The sequence below is a fragment of the Halovenus salina genome (assembly GCF_026410925.1).
GTDB classification, from domain to species: domain Archaea; phylum Halobacteriota; class Halobacteria; order Halobacteriales; family Haloarculaceae; genus Halovenus; species Halovenus salina.
In genome coordinates this window covers 1,076,370-1,093,789 of sequence record NZ_CP112972.1, presented here as the reverse complement: position 1 = coordinate 1,093,789, position 17,420 = coordinate 1,076,370, and the positions used below count along the sequence as shown (strand labels likewise).

General features: G+C 62.5%; 16 protein-coding genes. 7 read left to right on the top strand and 9 right to left on the bottom strand.

Annotation, left to right across the window (positions count from 1 at the left end):
* Positions 1-65 precede the first annotated feature (65 nt).
* The 3 genes from OSC37_RS05485 to OSC37_RS05475 all read right to left on the bottom strand — a co-directional run bounded on the left by OSC37_RS05485 (position 66) and on the right by OSC37_RS05475 (position 3,297).
* Positions 66-1,814, bottom strand: coding sequence for an Hvo_1808 family surface protein (locus OSC37_RS05485; RefSeq protein WP_267163590.1), 1,749 nt, complete (start codon positions 1,812-1,814; stop codon positions 66-68).
* Between the two features lie 90 nt (positions 1,815-1,904).
* Entirely contained in the window at positions 1,905-2,852 is a 948-nt protein-coding gene (locus tag OSC37_RS05480) for a zinc-dependent metalloprotease (RefSeq protein WP_267163589.1), read from the bottom strand.
* A 37-nt stretch (positions 2,853-2,889) separates the two neighbouring features.
* Entirely contained in the window at positions 2,890-3,297 is a 408-nt protein-coding gene (locus OSC37_RS05475; protein ID WP_267163588.1) for a winged helix-turn-helix domain-containing protein, read from the bottom strand.
* A 664-nt stretch (positions 3,298-3,961) separates the two neighbouring features.
* On the opposite strand from OSC37_RS05475, the gene OSC37_RS05470 reads away from it, so the two are divergent.
* Positions 3,962-4,933 (top strand): sensor histidine kinase, encoded by a 972-nt coding sequence (locus tag OSC37_RS05470; protein ID WP_267163587.1) that lies wholly within the window; start codon positions 3,962-3,964, stop codon positions 4,931-4,933.
* 68 nt (positions 4,934-5,001) lie between these two features.
* Positions 5,002-6,537 (top strand): bacterio-opsin activator domain-containing protein, encoded by a 1,536-nt coding sequence (locus OSC37_RS05465; protein ID WP_267163586.1) that lies wholly within the window; start codon positions 5,002-5,004, stop codon positions 6,535-6,537.
* An 8-nt stretch (positions 6,538-6,545) separates the two neighbouring features.
* On the opposite strand, the gene OSC37_RS05460 is transcribed toward OSC37_RS05465, so the two are convergent.
* Positions 6,546-7,040: an Lrp/AsnC family transcriptional regulator gene (locus OSC37_RS05460; RefSeq protein ID WP_267163585.1), complete on the bottom strand. Its 495-nt coding sequence runs from the start codon at positions 7,038-7,040 to the stop codon at positions 6,546-6,548.
* 246 nt (positions 7,041-7,286) lie between these two features.
* Between OSC37_RS05460 and OSC37_RS05455 the strand changes: the two genes are divergently transcribed.
* Positions 7,287-9,512, top strand: coding sequence for a universal stress protein (locus OSC37_RS05455; RefSeq protein WP_267163584.1), 2,226 nt, complete (start codon positions 7,287-7,289; stop codon positions 9,510-9,512).
* Here OSC37_RS05455 and OSC37_RS05450 read toward each other — a convergent pair.
* On the bottom strand, positions 9,509-9,862 hold the full coding sequence (locus tag OSC37_RS05450; RefSeq protein WP_267163583.1) for a winged helix-turn-helix domain-containing protein: 354 nt from the start codon (positions 9,860-9,862) through the stop codon (positions 9,509-9,511). The two genes, OSC37_RS05455 and OSC37_RS05450, sit on opposite strands and share 4 nt — an antisense overlap.
* A gap of 177 nt (positions 9,863-10,039) precedes the next feature.
* On the opposite strand from OSC37_RS05450, the gene OSC37_RS05445 reads away from it, so the two are divergent.
* Positions 10,040-10,618, top strand: coding sequence for a response regulator (locus tag OSC37_RS05445; protein WP_267163582.1), 579 nt, complete (start codon positions 10,040-10,042; stop codon positions 10,616-10,618).
* On the opposite strand, the gene OSC37_RS05440 is transcribed toward OSC37_RS05445, so the two are convergent.
* The 4 genes from OSC37_RS05440 to cyaB form a co-directional block, all read right to left on the bottom strand.
* Entirely contained in the window at positions 10,619-10,741 is a 123-nt protein-coding gene (locus OSC37_RS05440) for a hypothetical protein (protein WP_267163581.1), read from the bottom strand.
* Positions 10,742-10,761: 20 nt separating this feature from the next.
* Entirely contained in the window at positions 10,762-11,994 is a 1,233-nt protein-coding gene (locus OSC37_RS05435; RefSeq protein WP_267163580.1) for a tRNA sulfurtransferase, read from the bottom strand.
* A 49-nt stretch (positions 11,995-12,043) separates the two neighbouring features.
* Positions 12,044-13,249 (bottom strand): methionine adenosyltransferase, encoded by a 1,206-nt coding sequence (locus tag OSC37_RS05430; RefSeq protein WP_267163579.1) that lies wholly within the window; start codon positions 13,247-13,249, stop codon positions 12,044-12,046.
* Between the two features lie 95 nt (positions 13,250-13,344).
* Positions 13,345-13,911 (bottom strand): class IV adenylate cyclase, encoded by a 567-nt coding sequence (gene cyaB, locus OSC37_RS05425; protein WP_267163578.1) that lies wholly within the window; start codon positions 13,909-13,911, stop codon positions 13,345-13,347.
* A gap of 110 nt (positions 13,912-14,021) precedes the next feature.
* Here cyaB and OSC37_RS05420 point away from each other — a divergent pair, with 110 nt between their 5' ends.
* The 3 genes from OSC37_RS05420 (at position 14,022) to hflX (ending at position 17,393) form a co-directional block, all read left to right on the top strand.
* Positions 14,022-14,990 carry an FKBP-type peptidyl-prolyl cis-trans isomerase gene (locus tag OSC37_RS05420; RefSeq protein ID WP_267163577.1) on the top strand — a complete coding sequence of 323 codons (969 nt, stop codon included), beginning with the start codon at positions 14,022-14,024 and terminating at the stop codon, positions 14,988-14,990.
* A gap of 50 nt (positions 14,991-15,040) precedes the next feature.
* Positions 15,041-15,907 (top strand): ATP-grasp domain-containing protein, encoded by an 867-nt coding sequence (locus tag OSC37_RS05415; RefSeq protein WP_267163576.1) that lies wholly within the window; start codon positions 15,041-15,043, stop codon positions 15,905-15,907.
* A gap of 232 nt (positions 15,908-16,139) precedes the next feature.
* Complete coding sequence (hflX, locus tag OSC37_RS05410; RefSeq protein WP_267163575.1) at positions 16,140-17,393, top strand: GTPase HflX; 1,254 nt, start codon at positions 16,140-16,142, stop codon at positions 17,391-17,393.
* Positions 17,394-17,420 lie beyond the last annotated feature (27 nt).

Below are 17,420 nucleotides of genomic sequence, written 5' to 3'. Positions count from 1 at the left end.
GAGGGCCATCGTTGTTTATGCGTCGAAGCGCAAACAAAATAATAGTATCCCTCGTTAGCTGTCTGCTATCGCCGCCGGGCGAGGAGCGCGGTCAGCGTAACCGCGAGTACGCCAGCGAGAACACCGAAGCCAGCACCGTCGTCGTCGCTGTCTTCAGGGGTCTCGGTCGCTGTCGACGTGTCCTCTGACATCGGCGTTTCGGTTGCTGTCGATGTCTCAGTCGGTGTTGGCGTTTCGGTTGCCGTCGGCGTCGGTGTTTCGGTTGCCGTCGGAGTCGACTCCTGGCTCTCGACGAGCTGGATATCGTGGACCGCGGTCAGGTCTTCGACAGTCGGGGCAGTAACCACGGTCACCGTACTCCCGTCCGGAACAATAGTGAGCGCCATGTCCCAGGCGCTGTTCTCGCCGAAGCGATAGGTGTTCTCGTACTCTTCGACAGCCTCTCCGCCGCGGATGCTCGCGAGTTCGTTGTAGCTCTCGACGAACGGCTGTGCGTCCTCTGCGGAGGCCCACTCGACGCTCCAGACTGTTCCCGTCTCGTTACCATTCCGGTAGGTGTACAGTCTATCGCCGCGCCAGCCTTCCGTTTCGGGATGGGCGTAAATCAGCGGCTGCGTGCTCGACACCTCACCGCTCGCTGTGGTGTTGAGGAACGACTGCGGGTCGATAATCGGCTGCTGGGCGTCGTAGGTCGTGGCCATGAACATACCGGCGATGTTACTCGGTCCCAGGCTGTCGTAATCAACCTCGTCCTCGTAGGTGATGCGCTGCCACTGGTCGTTGCTCCGGTCGGAAACCTCGACATCTGCGAGTTCGACCTCGCCGTGCGTTTCCGGGAACATGCTGTACAGTGCGGACTCGGGCGGGTTGTCGTACATCGCGTCGATTGCGTCCCAGCCTTCTTCTTCATAGATGGACTGGATGAAAGGCGGCCCTTCGCTGTAGGGCTGGAAGCTCTGGAGGTACAGTCCCCAGTTTGCGGGACCACCGCCGCCGCCACCGCCACCATCGTTCGACTCGCTCACGCAGGGTTCGTTCCACAGCCCCTGGTCACAGGCCTGCTGGTAGCGCTGGTCGACGAGATTCATGTCTCCCTCGACGAGTCCCTCGTAGCCGAGGTCTTGGTCAGTCGTTTCGCCGACCAGACGCGTGAGGTTGAATTGCTGGTCCTGAATCGCGTGGCCGACCTCCTGGGCCAGGGTCTGTTCTGAGATGAGGAAGTTCTCAGGGTCGTCGGTGACGATGACGATGCGGTTCTCTGCGAAGCTGTAGAACCCACCCACCGTCGTGCCGCGGTTCTGCTCGCGCACGTCAATCGAGTCCTCCTCGGAGCTAATCATCAGCGTCGTCTCGAAACGGGCGTTATCGACGAGTCTGTTCTTCTGGCTAACGTTCGCGTAGGTGCCGGTCTGATTGTCTTGGAACTCCTCCCGTGTCTGAATCTGGACCGGTGGCGTTCCATCGACCGCAGCGAGACACCGAATCGCCTCAACGCGGGCGGTGGCCCGTGCGCTGAGGTCCGCCAGCTCGGTGTCGTTGAGGCCGTCCGACGTGTCGATATCTATCGGCTCGTTGTACCAGAAGCCGTCGACCCAGCCGATGACATCGTTCCCGCCGTCGGGGTCGGCAAAGTCTGCTGGCGGCTCGGCTGCACACTCTTCGATGTGGTTGTCTGCGGCCGCAATGTCGGTGAAGCCACCTGACTGTGCCGCTGGTGCTGTACTCCCGTCAAGACTCGCTGCCCCCGGTACGGCCACCGCTGCAAGGGCCATCAGGGCGACTGCAAGTGCGAAACCTGTTGTTCGCCGTCGCATCGTTATATCCCGGGTTGTCGACGGTAATAAGTCATGGCATCTCACGGACGAGACAACGTCACACAACCCGTTTCCAGTTCTGTCGGTTCCCTACTCGACCCTGCGAACCCACGAGGCCGGGTCGTCCAGCTCCTCGTCGGTCGGAAGCAGTTCGGGTGACTCCCAGACCCGACCGGCCGTCTCGACATCCCGCAGGTCGGCGACCTCCTCGAAGAAGGCCTTCCCGCGCTCGTACTGGCGACGCTTGACGCTCAGGCCAAGATACCGGCGAATCAGTGCCTCGACCGGCCCCTGTCCGTCGCGGCGCTGTTCGAGCTTCCGGCGCATGTCGTCGTACTCGTCGTCGAACGCTCGGTCCATGATGAGTTCTGCGTAGCCTTCGACGGCGGTCATCGTCGTGTCGAGTTCGCCGAGAGCCGCCCGGTCGATGTCGCCACCGGAGAGCTTGTCGACGGCCTCTCGCATGTTGGCTTCGAGGTGGTCAGAGAGCCACGGTGCCGCGCCAAACTCCGCGGCGTGTGTGACCTCGTGGAACGCAATCCAGCGACGGAACCGGCCGTAGGGCACATCGAGTACGTCGGCAACGTGTTTGATGTTGGGTCGGACGAAATAGAGCGCGTGCGGCTCGCCGTCGGCGAGTAACAGCGGGTCGTACTGGCCGAGAACGTGTTTCGAGAGAAAGCGCAGCGCAAACGCCATCGAGCCGGTATTCGCAACCGTTGTGAGCCCTGGTGCGGTCTGGACCTGCTGTTCGAGCGGGCGCATGACACGTTTGAACGTGGCGACGTTGGCGTCGAGCCAGTGGTGTCGGTTCTGGATTTCGACGCGGTCGGGGAGATCGAACTCGATATCAGTTACCCCCCGGACGCGGTCACGCGCATCCTTCGAATCCGACGCGTAGGCTTCCTCTTCGGCACGGGAGACATCGAGGTCACCGGGGTCGACAGACGATTTCGCAGCCTCGGCGACGGCCTCCCAGTCGATTGGGCCCTCACCGCTCGCGCCGGTGACAGTCCGAACGCTGTGATAAATTCCCATACGGGAGGATTGTGACTGACGAATAAAGACCTTCTCCCTAGTCGTCCGCGTGGATGAATCCTGGCACGCCCTGCTTGCCTGCCGTTCCAGGCCCGTCGGCAGCCAGCTCGACCTCGAATCCGTCGGGGCCGAGCGAGACGCCGATATCCGAGACAGCCAGGCTGTACTGCTCGCAGTGGTGGCCGTCGGGGTCGACGTGAAGCGTCGATTCGACGATATCTGCTTCCTGCAGGCCATCGAGCCGTCGATAAGCCGTCGCCTTCGATACGTCGGCGCGCTCGATGAGTTCGCTACCCGTCATCGGGCCGTCACCGAGGGCTTTCACGACTCGCTGAGTGTACTCGTCACCGAGTAATTCGAGCAGCGACTCTGCCTCACAGCCACGGAGCGTCTCAGTTTCGTCAAGCGCTTCCACCGGACGTGCGGAGCGTCGGGAACTTGCCATATCTATACTCTCCTTCCGTATCCACCTGGAACGAGGGGCTAGCTATCCTCCCCCTGTGCTCAGACACAATCTAGCTATACAGAGACACAGCCACAATCGGGTGTGTCGTTTCTGAGCCAGAAACAGCGGTGGTGGATTAAATACGGACAAACGCCAAGTACCGATGGCGGCAAACATATGCCGCCTGAATCCGTCCCCCCTGACGGAAAGCCAGCAACAAGTGAACGGTTGCGGTGCGGGAAATCCTGCCCCGGTTTTTCCGCCCCGCCTCCGTTCGTTCTTCTCTACTTTGGCAGCCAGTGTCGACTTCTCTTTCCGTTTGTGCGCGCTTAGCAATGATCAGTGCGGTACGTTTGAAACACGGTTCATCGAATCAGTTCTCTTAGGGTCCGGTACACCACACCGTGGTGGCAACGACCTGCAATACTCAGTATGAGTGGTCACTGGTGGTCCGTCTGTAAATCCGATGTGTGAACGGTATGCTGGGAGGAATTCACTCTCGAAGTCGCGTGATTTTTGACCTGAGTGTACCGATTTGCCCCTCCGAGTTGGGCAATCTCTGTATAGCTAGTGTTCATCACTAAGGGGTGGGAACACTCATCTACTGATAGCAGACATGGGCCCGGCGAGAAACCAGCCGTCGGGAACAGCTACGAGTAACAGAATGATGGAGAACGGAACCAGTCTCGAGGCGCTGTCGGCAGACCACCTCCCGGTGCCAGTCTGTCGGTTCGTGTTCGACGACGACGAGGTGGTCGTACGCGAGACGAACAGCCCATTCGACGAGCAATTCGGCGCTGTCGAACGGAACGAGTCGTTGACCGAGGTCTTCGAACAGCTCGACAGTGACTGTCTCCACGCGCTCCGAGACGGCCAGCAGTTCACCATCGACGGCGGTACCAGCCAGTACCAGGTCGACGTGACACTGCCAGCAGAGTCGACTGATGGCTATCTGGTGTTCAGTAAGCGCACAGACGACAGCTCGGTAGCTGCAACCGACGCCTTCCAAGATGGTATCGCGGTCGATCACGTCGCGAGTGTCGTCAGCCACGACCTCCGGAACCCGCTTGATGTCGCTCGCGCCCGACTCCAGGCTGCTCGCGAGTTCGAGGAACCCGAGCACTTCGACCACGTTGAACAGGCACACGAGCGGATGGAGCGAATCATCCAAGACGTGTTGACGCTGGCCCGGGGCGAGGATGTCGTCGACCCAGACGAGACCGTCGACCTCGGGGTGGTCGCCGAACAGGCCTGGGAGACAGTCGAGACCAACGGCGCGACGTTGACCGTCGAAGACGAGCTCCCGACGGCACTCGCCGACTCCGACCGGGTCAGTCGGCTCTTCGAGAACCTGTTTCGCAACAGCGTCGAGCACGGCGAGTCCGACACCGGTACAGTCGACGTAACTGTCGGGAAGCTCAACGACGGATTTTATGTCGCTGACGACGGGCCGGGGATCCCCACAGACCGCCGTCAGCGCGTCCTCGAACCGGGCTACTCCTCTGACGAACACGGGACCGGCCTGGGACTTGCAATCGTCGCTAGAATCGCCGACCTGCACGGCTGGCAGATTACTGTCACAGATGCCGACTCCGGCGGGGCACGGTTCGAACTCCACGGAGTAGCGGGACAGTGAACCGACTCCCCTGCTCGCCGGGCCAACCGAGAGCCAGCTATTTGTCGTTGCCCCTGGAGGACTGAGGTATGGACGAGGTATCGGACCACGCGCCTGTCGGTATCCTGACGGTGACGGCCGACGGGACGGTCCTGGACTGCAACGAAGCCGCCTGTGAGGTTCTTTGCTGCTCTCCCGAGGAGACCGAGGGTGCCGATGTCGCGGCTGTCTTCCCCGATTCGATCGAGGCCACTGTTCCCCGGGCGTTCGGTTCGTCGCTGGAGGAACGACGGTCCATCGAGGAGTACTATCCGCCGCTGGACCGGTGGCTTGAGGTGACTCTCGTTCCAGTCGACGAGCAGGTGGTGGTGTACGTCGACGACGTGACCGACAGACACCACGAGCGCCGCCGAACCGAAGGGCTCCGAGACGATCTCGACCGGCTGACGGTGCTCAACGAGCTAATCTCGGATATCCTCGCCGACCTCGTCGATGCGGCCAGCCGCGAAGAGATTGCCGACACGATCTGTCGCCGGCTCGGCGAGACCGACATCTACGACTTCGCCTGGGTCGCCGAGCGTGAACTCGGCGGCGACGACCTCGTGCTCCGCGCGGCGGCGGGCCAGACCGGTCGCACGCTCGACGAAATCGAGTCCTGCCTCGACGACGCCACTGTCCCCGAACAGCGGGCCATCGACTCCGGCGAGTCGGTCATCGTCCAGCCCATCGGCGATGACGAGGGGATTCCTGAGTCGATTCGCCGGGCCGCCTTCGCCGACGGCCTCCAGTCGCTGCTGGCGATTCCGCTCACCTACGGCTCCAGCGTCTACGGTGTCGTCGGCGTTTACACGGGCGAACAGGACGCCTTCTCCGAGCGCGAGCGCGCGAGTTTCGAGACGGTCGGCGAGATGGCCGGCTTCGCCATCAACGCGACACGCCACCGGAACCTTCTGCTGTCGGATACGGTGGTCGAACTCGACCTGCAGGTGACCGACTCGGCGGCACCGCTTGTCGGGGCCGCAACCGAGACCGACACGCCGCTTTCCCTCGACGGGCTGGTCCCACAGGGCGAGGAACTGCTCTGTTATCTCGTCGCCGACGACTCGGCCGTGTCGGCGGTGGTCGACTCGCTCGCCGACCGCTCGGGCGTCCGGGACACCAGGCTCATCGGCGAGTACGACGAAGGCGGTGTCTTCGAGGCACGACTCGGACCGCGGACGCCCCTGGGACTGCTCGCCGCCAGCGGCGTTACCGTCCGATCGGCCGAGTTTGGCGACGCAGTCGGCGATATCGACATCGAGTGCTCTCCCGAGGAGGACGTCCGGCGACTCGTCGATGCGGTCTCGCGAGAGTTCGAGGTGGACGTACTCGCAAAGCGTGAGCGAGAACGCGACGTGACGACCGCACGCGAGTTCCGGGACGAGCTCCGTGACAAGCTGACCGAGCGCCAGGAAAACGCGCTCCGGACGGCATTTTTCGCGGAGTACTTCCAGTCCCCCCGAGGAAGCAACGCCCAGGAGGTCGCGGAGGCGCTCGACATCACCGGGCCGACGTTGTTACACCACCTGCGGGCCGGCCAGCGGAAGCTCCTCGAGGAGTTTTTCGACGTTGCTGATGACTCCTGAACGGGAGACTACTCGTCGGCTGGCTCGTCCAGACAGTCGGGCTGTTTGCCGAGAAAGCCGTGGAACGGACAGACGAACTCGTCGCGGATGAGCTGTTCGTCGACCACAGTTAGGCCGAGGTCGGTCAGTTCTCGCCCGATACGGCTGAGTTCGTCGTGGTCCTCGCCGATAGCGTTGACGTAGATGTTTCGCTCACCGGTCATTATCTCACGGACGGCGGTCACACCCCGGACCTCCATGGCGCTCTCTGCAAGCTCCTCGCGGTTGTCGATAGGTGCAGTACAGATAATCTTCGTATAGAGAGGGTATCCCGCCCGCTCGTAGTCGATATCGACGTGGTAGCCACGGATGATTCCCTTCTCCTCGAGCTTCGAAATCCGGTTGCGGACCGTGCTCGCCGACAGCCCAATCTGGTCGGCAATGTCGTTCGAGGAGGTGTCGCGGGCGTTTTTCTGTAACTCGAACAGAATCATCTTGTCGACCTCATCGAGTCTCCCGTTCATCGCTACGGTCTTTCGATGCGAGTCGAATCAATCTTTCCTCTCATAGAATTGGTCTATAATAATCAATACGAAAATATAGCAGTCTAATATTGTCGAATAAGCAGGTAATTTAAATACAACAAGGACAGAACTAGGTTCAGTGTGCTCGTGGTGAGTGATTCGACAGCCAGCAGTCGGTCTGTCAAACAGACTGGGCGTACTGCACTCCAAGAGAGTCACGCGGCCCGACAGGAGGGGTGGTGACAGGTGGTCGAGACAGGTGACTCTGAGCTGAGTCGCGACCTCGGGACTTTCGCCGTGTTCACCGTGACTGCCGGGACGATGATCGGGGCCGGTATCTTCGTCCTTCCGGGGCCAGCAGCAGAGGGCGCGGGGCCAGCGGCCGCGCTCTCGTTCGCGCTCGCGGGAGTAATTGCGCTTGTCGCCACGATGTGTGCCGTCGAGCTGTCGACGGCGATGCCACAGTCGGGGGGTTCGTACTACTTCACGAGCCGTGCGATGGGGCCGCTGGTCGGCGCTGTCGTCGGCTTCGGTGCCTGGATATCCCTCATTTTTAAGGGCTCGTTCGCGCTCGTCGGGCTCGGCTGGTATGTCACCGAGTTCCTCGAGGTTCCGGTCCTCGGCGTCGCCCTCGCGGGCGGACTGGCGCTGACGCTGGTCAACTGGGTCGGCGCAGAGGAGAGCGGCCAGCTCCAGAACGCCGTCGTCGTCGGCCTGGTGGCGATTCTTGCGGTCTTCTCGGGCGGTGGGTTCTTCGCCGCCGACCCGGCCCGGTGGTCGACCTTCGCGGTCTCGGGTGTAGAGGGGATTATTTCGACGACTGGGCTCGTCTTCATCTCCTATCTCGGTATCGTGAAGGCCACTGCTGTCGCCGAGGAGGTCGAAGACCCCGGGCGGACGCTTCCGCGAGCGATGTTCAGCGCGGTCATCTTTGTCACGCTCCTGTACATTCTGGTGATGCTCATCGTCACCGGGGTGATGGATATAGACGAGATTGCCGCGAGCTCCGCCCCGGTCGCCGAGGCCGGTGAGCTTGTTCTCGGGAGTCTCGGTGGCTCGATTCTCGCGCTCGCGGGCGTGCTCGCGACCGTCTCGACGGCAAACGCGGCAGTACTCACCTCCTCGCGGTTCCCGTTTGCGATGTCGCGTGACAACCTCCTCCCGTCTGTCTTCGAGCGGTCGTCGCCGCGTTTTGGGACGCCTTCGCTGTCTATCTGGATAACCGGTGGCGTGATGGTCGCGCTCGTGGTGGCTCTCGACGTCGAGAAGCTGGCGAAACTCGGAGGGACCTTCGGCATCCTCGTGTTCGTCTTGCTCAACGTGACTGTCGTCTTGCTCCGGAACTCCCAGCCCGAGTGGTACGACCCAGACTACCGGACGCCGCTCTCGCCGGTGTTGCCGCTTGCGGGTGCTCTGGCCGCGCTGGCGTTGATTCCGTTCATGGGGCTGCTCTCACAGGTAACTGCGCTTGGATTTATTGTCTTCGGCGCGGGCTGGTATCTTTTCCAGACCCGCGTCGGTGACCCAGTGGAGCCAGACCACGACATCAGAGACCAGTTCCTCGGCGCACAGTACCGCCGGTCTATCGAGGAGAAGACAGGCGAGGTCGGCAGCGACGTGACCCTCGGGCCACACGTCCTCGTCGAGACCGTCGAGGGCGAGACGAACCCACACCTGCTGGTGGTGATGCGAGCGTTTGCCGACCGGCTGGATGCCGACCTCGACGTGCTCACGATAACCGAGGTTCCGCCACAGCTCCCGCTTTCGGAGGCCGACCACGAGGTCGACGACGATTGGCAGGAGACCATCGAGCACGAACTCGCCTTACGAGACCGCGCTGTCGTCTTCGACCACGTCCGAGCCCACGACCGAACGGACGCCCTGCTGGGGAGCGTCGGCGACCAGACCGAACTGGTCGTCGTCGACTGGGAAGACCCCATCCGCAAACGCCACCTCCGAGAGAGTCACGTCGATGAGATTCTGCGCTCTGACTTTCCCGTCCGGCTGGCCGTTCTCAAGGACCGCGGAACCGGTGACATCGGCGATATCGTTGTTGCGACAGCGACCGGCCCCTACGACCGTGCCGAAATCGAGGTTGCAGACGCTATTGCGGCGGCGACCGGAGCGTCGCTGACGCTGGTGAAAGCGATTCCCGAAGACGCTTCTGAGGCGGCAACCGCCTCCGCAGGGAACTATCTTGCCGACTTGGCGGACCTCCTCTCGACACCGGCCGAGACGGAACTAATTCGAACGACAGACGTCGAGACGGCGCTGGTCAGCCGGGCGAACCGTGCGGACCTGCTGGTCATGGGTGGGCCAGCACATCCAGAGCGGTACCGAGAATTTTTCGGCCAGACGACCGACTACGTCGCCGGCGAGACCGATACGTCGGTGCTTGTGGTGAACGAACCGGGAGAACAGGTGCCGTTGCGCAGGCGACTCTGGCGGCGCGCCCGTCGCCTCTTCGGCTAGCTGTCGACCTCGTCGAGGAGGCTGTCCAGCTCCACTTCCAGGTGTTCTTGGCTCGCCTCGTAGACCTTGTGGTGGTGGCCCTGCTCGGTGTCGATGCGGCGATGAACCGTTACCAGTCCGACCTCTGACAGTCGGTTGAGCCGTCTGAACGCGGTCGGCTTCGACATCGATGTCCTCTCGGCGACCTCCGTGCCACTCCGTGGCTCGTCGGCGACGACTCTGAGGGCCGCTCGCGTGTACTCGTCGCCTAAGAGCTCCAGCAAGCCGCTCGTCGACAGCTCCTCGGTCCCGTCACTGTCCTCGTCGGTCGCAGCCGGCGCGGTCCGGTCGCGGGGACGGTTCTGCAACATACATCTATGGTTATCCGGACTCTCCCTATTCCCCTGTGCTAATTACGAAGAATACCCTTCCAACCACCATCTAGCTATAAAGAAACAACCAGAACGACTGGCAGCAACACCGTGACAGCCCTCGAAATGCCAGCCATTATGTGTACTGCAGTCAAACCAGTTGCGTAAGAAACGCTTATGAACGAGACGACTGCGGACCGTCCAATCGCGCTCATCGTCGACGACGAGAAGGAGGTGGCAGACGCATACGCGCTCAGACTGCGTGGTCTGTGCGAGGTCGAGACCGCCTACGACGGGGAGACGGCGATCTCGATGGTCGAAGAGGAGACCATCGATATCGTCTTGCTGGACCGACATATGCCGGGAATGTCGGGAGACGATGTCCTCGACGAACTCGACGAGCGCGGGTTCGACGGCAAGATCATCATGGTGACAGCTATCGACCCTGGGTTTGATGTCCTCGATATGCCGTTCGACGATTATCTCTGCAAGCCAATTGACCGAGAGGATGTCCGGGCTGCGGTCCGCCAGCAGTGCGAGATTCTGGGGTACGAACTCCTCGGCGAGTACTTCGGTGTCGAATCCAAACGACGAGTGATTGCCGCAGAGATTCCCCGTGAGGACCGCGAGGGTCACGACAGATACCAGGATATCGCAGCCAGGTGTGCCGACCTGGAGCAGCGAGTGCGGCGGCTACTCGATGATGTTGCGAGTTCGCTCGATGAGTTCGCAGAAATCGGTCGCGAAGGTCGCTAGCTACGCGTCGGTGTGTTCGACATTCTCGTCGATGGGGTCGGGCGAACTCTTCCACCGGCTGAGGCTATATGCGAGGACGACTGCGGTTGCGATACCTGCGGTGAGTGTCTTCTTTGATACCATATCAGCCTGTTCTCGTCCCTCTACAATAAATAGGGGCCGCTCGTTTCTTGGTCAGAAACGGCTTCCCGCAGTTCGATTCGGTCGGCACTCTCGACGGCTTCGATAGCCAGTGTCTCTATCGCCGTTGGCTCGACCTCTCTGAGTGTGGACAGCGGCGGCCGGGTCGCCGGATTCTCGGGCGCGAGTCGATGACAGCCGGCGTCGATTGTCGCCTCCTCGTAGGTGCCAACCGAACGCGCTCGCTCGCTTATCTCGCTTTTGTCGAGCGACACCAGCGGGCGATGGACTGGGTAGTCGACAGCCGCGTCGGTGACCCGTAACGCGGCACTTGTCTGGCTGGATTTCTGGCCGATGGACTCTCCCGTAACGATGCCGACCGCCTCGGTCCGCTCGGCCACCCTTGCGGCAATCCGGAGCATGAACCGCCGGGCAAGAAGCATCCGGTAGCGCTCCGGGACTTCCGTGAGTCGCTCCAGCCCGTCACCGCCGGGAACAACCCACAGCTCCAACCCGTCGGGGGTGTAGGACGCGAGTCGCCCGACCGTCCGCTCTGCGCGCGCCCGGTGGTCGACGCCGCCGAATCGCCCGAGGTCGACATAGACTGGGACCACCGGACAGCCGCGCTTCATCACCTCCCAGGCGGCCACCGGTGAGTCGATGCCACCGCTGACTAGCGCGACGACGGGCTCTTGGGTCCCGAGCGGGAGTCCGCCGGGACCCGACTGTCGCTCGAGATAGACGAACGCGCGCTCGGGCCGACACTCGACGCCGAACGTAACCTCTGGGTCGTCGAGGTCGACCTCCGGTTCGATGCCGACCGCCTCGGCCGCCGCTGTGACCGCCGCCCCTCCTTCCCGTTCGATTTCGGGACTCGAAAACGGGTGGTCGTCTGTCTGTCCAGCCCGATTCGCCCGCACTGCGAAGGCCGCGCCGTCGTACCGCTCTCGGGCTGACTCTCGTAGCGCCGCACAAATCGCGTCCATCGTCGGGGGGACCTGCTTGACCGGACTCACAGAGGAGACACCGAACACCGACGCAGCCACCGCAGTGGCTTTTTCTATCTGCTCGGGGTCGGTTCTGACGTACAGCCGCGTGAACTCGGCCTCGACGCTCGCATCGAGGCCTCGCTGGTCGAGCATCTGCCTGAGGTGTTCCCGGAGCCGTCGCTCCATCCGCTGTTGAACGGACTGGCTTTTAATGCCGATCTCGCCGCTGAATCGAACGAGGACGGTATCGGCTCCGGGTGGATACATGTCTGGGAGAAATATACCGAGGCTTAAACGGATATTGACTCCACTCCGTTCAGAACGTCGAAATGTCGCCGTCGATGACACGCTGGGTCAGATTGGTCACGCCGGCCAGTTCTTCGTCGATTGTCGCCTCGATGTCTGCGTGAATGTCTTCGAGGGTCACATCCTCGCTCGTGACGACCTTGGCGTCGGCGACGTGGGGTTGGTCGATTGGCCGCCCGATCTGGGAGAGCAGTCGAATCTGGACCTGCTCGATGCCCGCCACGTCGGCGGCGACTGCCTCGGCGATGTCGGTGCTCAGGAGGTTGTATATCTTTCCGATGTGATTGATCGGATTCTTGCCGCTCGTCGCCTCCATGCTCATCGGCCGATTTGGCGTGATGAGGCCGTTGGCACGGTTGCCCCGGCCGACAGAGCCGTCGTCGCCCTGCTCGGCGCTCAGGCCCGTCGTCGTCAGGTAGATTGAGCCCTCTTCGTAGTCGTCGGCGGTGTTGACGTGGACGGTCACATCGCGGTCGGTGTACTCCGTCGCCAGCCCCTCAATGTACTCTTTGACATCCGCGACCGCTGTCTGGTACTCCTCGAGACCCGCGACGTGTTCGTCGACCATCGCTACGGCGACCGTCACGTCGATGTGGTTGCCCTCCCGTTTGCCCATCACTTTGATGTCCTGTCCAACGACGGGGTTCTCGGCCGCGTACTCGGTGTTCAGCCTGTGTTCGGTGTTGTAGACGATTCGCTCGGTCTCGGTCAGCGGGGCGTGGCCGACGCCGTAGCTGGTGTCGTTGGCCATTGGGACGGCCTCGCCGTCCTCGCCGAAGACATCCTGGAGGTCACCGCTTCCCTCGCCGAGTTTCACGTCGATGATGATATCCGAGCCGACATCGAGATACGGGAAGGTCTCTTCGAGGTACTCGCGGGCCGTCCGGAGCGCAATCGTCTCGGCTGGAATCCGCTCGCCCTGGTATTCTTTCGTGGCGCGGCCGACGATGAGCAGGTAGATGGGTTCCAGCATCTCGCCGCCGCCAAAGGCCGGCGCGGCTGTCCCGGCGACGAGCTGTGTCTCGTCGGTGTTGAAATGGAGCGGTTTGCCGAATCGCTCCTTGTAGGTCTGTGCGAGCGCCCGGGAGACCTCCTCTGCAACGCCGTCACAGATGGAGTCGGGATGTCCGACCCCCTTTCGCTCGACAATTTCGACGTGTTCGTCCTCGACTGCGATACCCTCTGTCTCCTCGACACGGATGTTCCGATTGCTCATTGCTCTCCGATTTGACACCGGCGGGTCTATAACTTACGAAAACGTCGAACGTCGCCCTGATGCACTATAGTAATAGGGTTGGCCTGGAAGCCGCTTTACCGCGGGGCGGTGTCGTGGTCCGACTGCTCTATGAGCAAATCCAGATAGGAGGTCCGAATCTGATCGTCGGGGTCGAGGCCGAGCGAGTCCAGCACAGCGGCGGTCTCCTCTCTTGTGGCAGCGATATCGGCCTCCTCGGGAATGTCGCGTTCGACCTCGACGAAGTCGCCGAGCCCCTCGACCGAATCGAGCGTCACCACACAGCCATCGAGTTCGTACCGCTCGCGGTCTTTGGTGACCCGGGCCGCCGGCTCGTAGCCGAGTCCAGAAAGAACTGCCTGCATCGACTCGCCGTCCTCGACGACGGTTTCAGCCTCGGTCCGCGTCTTCGAGTGCTCGTCGACCAGCGGTCCCTTGTAGGTCACGACTGTTCGACAGTCCCCGTCGTCGGTTGTTTCCCGCCGAATCCTGAGCGCTTCGTCGGTCGTCGCAAAGTCCCGGTCCGGAGCGTCGTAGTACGTATCTTCTTGTCTGACCGTCCCGAGGTGGGCCGCGTCGGTCTCTGTGAGGGCGTCGGTGACGCGGTCGTGGTCCCCGGGAACCTTCATTTCGACTTCGTACATGTCAGTAGGTCGGGGTAGTGGCCTCAAAAGCGGCCTGATATCGGTGTCACCTGCTCCCACGAGCGGGGCGAAACGGTGTCCTTAAGAGTACAACGACTGACCAAAACGGTATGAGCAACGAATCCGAGGCCGACAACGAGCAGACCCAGGCCGACGACGAGCCCGAAATCGAGGAGGAAGCAGTCGAAGACGAACAGACATCCGGACTCCAGGACGACGATTTCGTCCGTCTCGACTACACCGCACGAACCATCGAGGACGGCCAGCTCGTCGATACGACTTCTCAGGAAGTCGCCGAGGAGGAGGGCATCGACGACGACGACCGAGAGTTTGGACCGCGAACTATTGTTCTCGGTCAGGGCCACATCTTCGCCAGCGTCGAAGACGACATCCGCGGTGAGGAGGTCGACGCAGAAGGAACCGTGACCGTTCCCGCCGGCGAGGCCTTCGGCGAGTTCGAGGAAGACCAGGTCCGCACCATCAGCAAGGACAAGATTCCGGAAGACGACCGCTACCCCGGCGCACAGGTCACCATCGACGGCGACGAGGGCTTCGTCGAGACCATCGTCGGCGGCCGCGCACGCGTCGACTTCAATCACCCACTCGCGGGTGACGACATCGAGTACGACTACGAAATCGTCGACACCGTCGACGACCGCATGGAGATGGCCGAAGGGCTGGTCGACATGTACCTCGGCCTCGACCTCGAGATGTGGTTCGAGACCGAAACCGTCGAGGAAGAACAGCTCGTCGAGGACGAAGACGACGAGGAAGACGACGATGAGGAGAGCGAGCCCGAGTACGAGACCGTCGAGGTCGAGAAAGAGTCGCTGTACATCGAGGCTACGCCGCAGCTGACGATGAACCAGCAGTGGATGATGCAGAAACAGCAGATTGGCCAGGAGCTCATCGACCTGCTGGGCATCGACCGCATCGTCGTGCAAGAGACCATCGAGGACAGCCCGATGGGCATGCCCGGCATGATGGGCGGTATGGGTGGCGCTGGCGGCGCAGACCTCGAAGAAGCGCTCGAAGACGCCGATATCGACGCCGACGACCTCGCCGAAGAGCTGGAGTAACGGCTCCCTGAACCACGAACGCTTTTGTTTTACAGGCCGCTCGGTTCTGTATGCTCCGACTGGCGGTCGCAACCGCGGCCGAGACCTACGAGCGAATGCAGGGGCCCCTCAGCGCGCGCGACATCGAGGCGGCCCACGTTGAAACCACGAAACGGACCATCTCACTCGCGGACGATGACGCGCTCGGCGCGGCGGAGTTCGATGTCGGCTTCGTCTACCCCTCGCGGCTGGCTGAGGGGGGTGTCGCCGACGCGCTGTTGGGGGTGCCGTGGGTGAACGGACGAGACGAGATTCTACGCTCGCGTCACAAGGGTGAGGCGCTCGCCCGACTCTCGACTGCAGGCGTATCGACGCCCGAGACTGTCGTCGTCTCGAACCCCGCAGACGAAGATGCGTTGACGGCGGCATTCGAGCGATTCGAGGGGCCGGTCGTCGTCAAACCCAACTCTACCACACGAGGAACGGGCGTGACACGCGCCGGGGACCTCGACTCGTTTCTCGGTATCTGTGACTATCTCGATTTGGTCCACGACTACCGCGCCACGGGCGACCAGTCGTTTCTCGTCCAGGAGTACCTCCCCGACGCGCGGGATTTCCGTGTCATGGTCGTCGACGGCGAGGCCGTCGGCGCGGTCGAACGTCGACTCCCCGAGGAAGCACTCGCGGCTGGGGGGTGGAAACACAACGTCCACCGCGGGGCCGAGGCGACCGCGGTCGACCTCAACGACGACCTGCGGGCGCTGGCCGAGGAGGCCGCCCGCGCGATGGAGATTCCGTGGCTCGGGGTCGATCTGCTGGTCACCGACGACCGCGCCGTCGTCAACGAGACAAACGCTCGCCCGACCATCGACTCGGCGACGAAATACGAGGAGGGCTTCTGGGACGACGTCGCCGCGCTCGTCCGGGCACAGCAGTAACTCACGTTCGGCGTGTGGTCCCCTCTGTCACGGTAGTTTTTTGTTAGTAGACCTGGGAGTTGGTAGTAACATGGAGCTCTCCTCCTTCTAACGGGGTCCTCGACGCCCTGGCCGTTCGTGAGGCTGCCGGACACCGGCGCGTCGATGATACCCGTTTTGTTCGACTGACCCCCAGCGACAGCGTTGTTCGCCGGGGAGGGACAGTTACAGAGCATCGCAGCCGTCCACACACATGTTACAGACGGCAATCATCGCACAACGGACGACAGACGAGACACCAGACACAGACGAGATTCGCGGACTGACCGAGGCCGCCGGCGCACGCGTGGTGGCCGAGGTCACACAGCAACGACCCCCGGACCCAGGGACCGAACTCGGGCCCGGAAAAGTCACAGAAATCGCAGAGTTGGTCGAGGAGACCGGGGCAGAGACGGTCGTCGTCGACGCCGAGCTGACGCCACAGCAGACAGTGACACTCGAAGACACCGTCGGCGCACACGTCGTCGACCGCCACCGGGTCGTCCTCGAAATCTTCGCCGACCAGGCCAGGAGCCGCCGGGCACAGCTCCAGGTCGAACTCGCCCGGCTCCAGTACCGCCTGCCTCGCGTCCGGGAACGCTCGGACGAGGGTGCGCTCAACCGCTTCACCGAGAGCGGAACCCGGTACTACGACCTGCTGGACCGTATCGACGAACTCGAAAACAAACTTGACGACCTCCCCTCGGTCGCCGAACAGCACCGAGCACAGCGCCGCGAAGAGGGGTTCGACCTGGTAGCGCTGGCGGGCTATACGAACGCGGGCAAGTCGACGCTGTTGCGCCGGCTGGCCGACGAGATGGAACTCGGCGAGACGGCACACGACGACCTCGACGAGACTGCAGCCGTCGAGGACAGGCTGTTCAAGACGCTGGAGACGGCGACGCGGCGGGCGACACTATCGGGTCGCTCGACGCTCGTCACTGACACCGTCGGCTTCCTGGACGACCTGCCTCACTGGCTGGTCGAGTCGTTCCGGAACACCCTGAGCGCTGTCGAAGACGCCGACGCCGTCGTCGTCGTGGCCGACCTCGCACAGCCTGTCGAAGAACTCCGGCGCAAACTGGAGACGGTCCACGACGCGCTTGGCGAGGCGCATCCGCCGGTGGTGACCGCGCTCAACAAGGCCGACCTCGTCTCCGAACAGGTCCGCCGGGAGAAACGCGACGCTGTCGATGAGCTTGCCCCGAACGCGGTCGTCGTGAGCGCCGGTCGGGGTGACAACCTCGATGCGCTCACGTCGGCAATCTGTGAGAAACTCCCGTCACTCGAACACGAGGCGCTGACGCTCCCGCTGTCCGAGGACGCGATGTCGCTGCTCTCCTGGCTCCATGACGAAGCCGTCGATGTCGAAGCCACGTACGACAGCGACAGCGTCCATGTCGACGTGGCTGCACGGCCGGCCACGCTCGAACAGGCCCGTACCCGACTCGAAGGCCTCGCTCCCTGAGGGCCTCATAGTGATTATTGCGGTTAT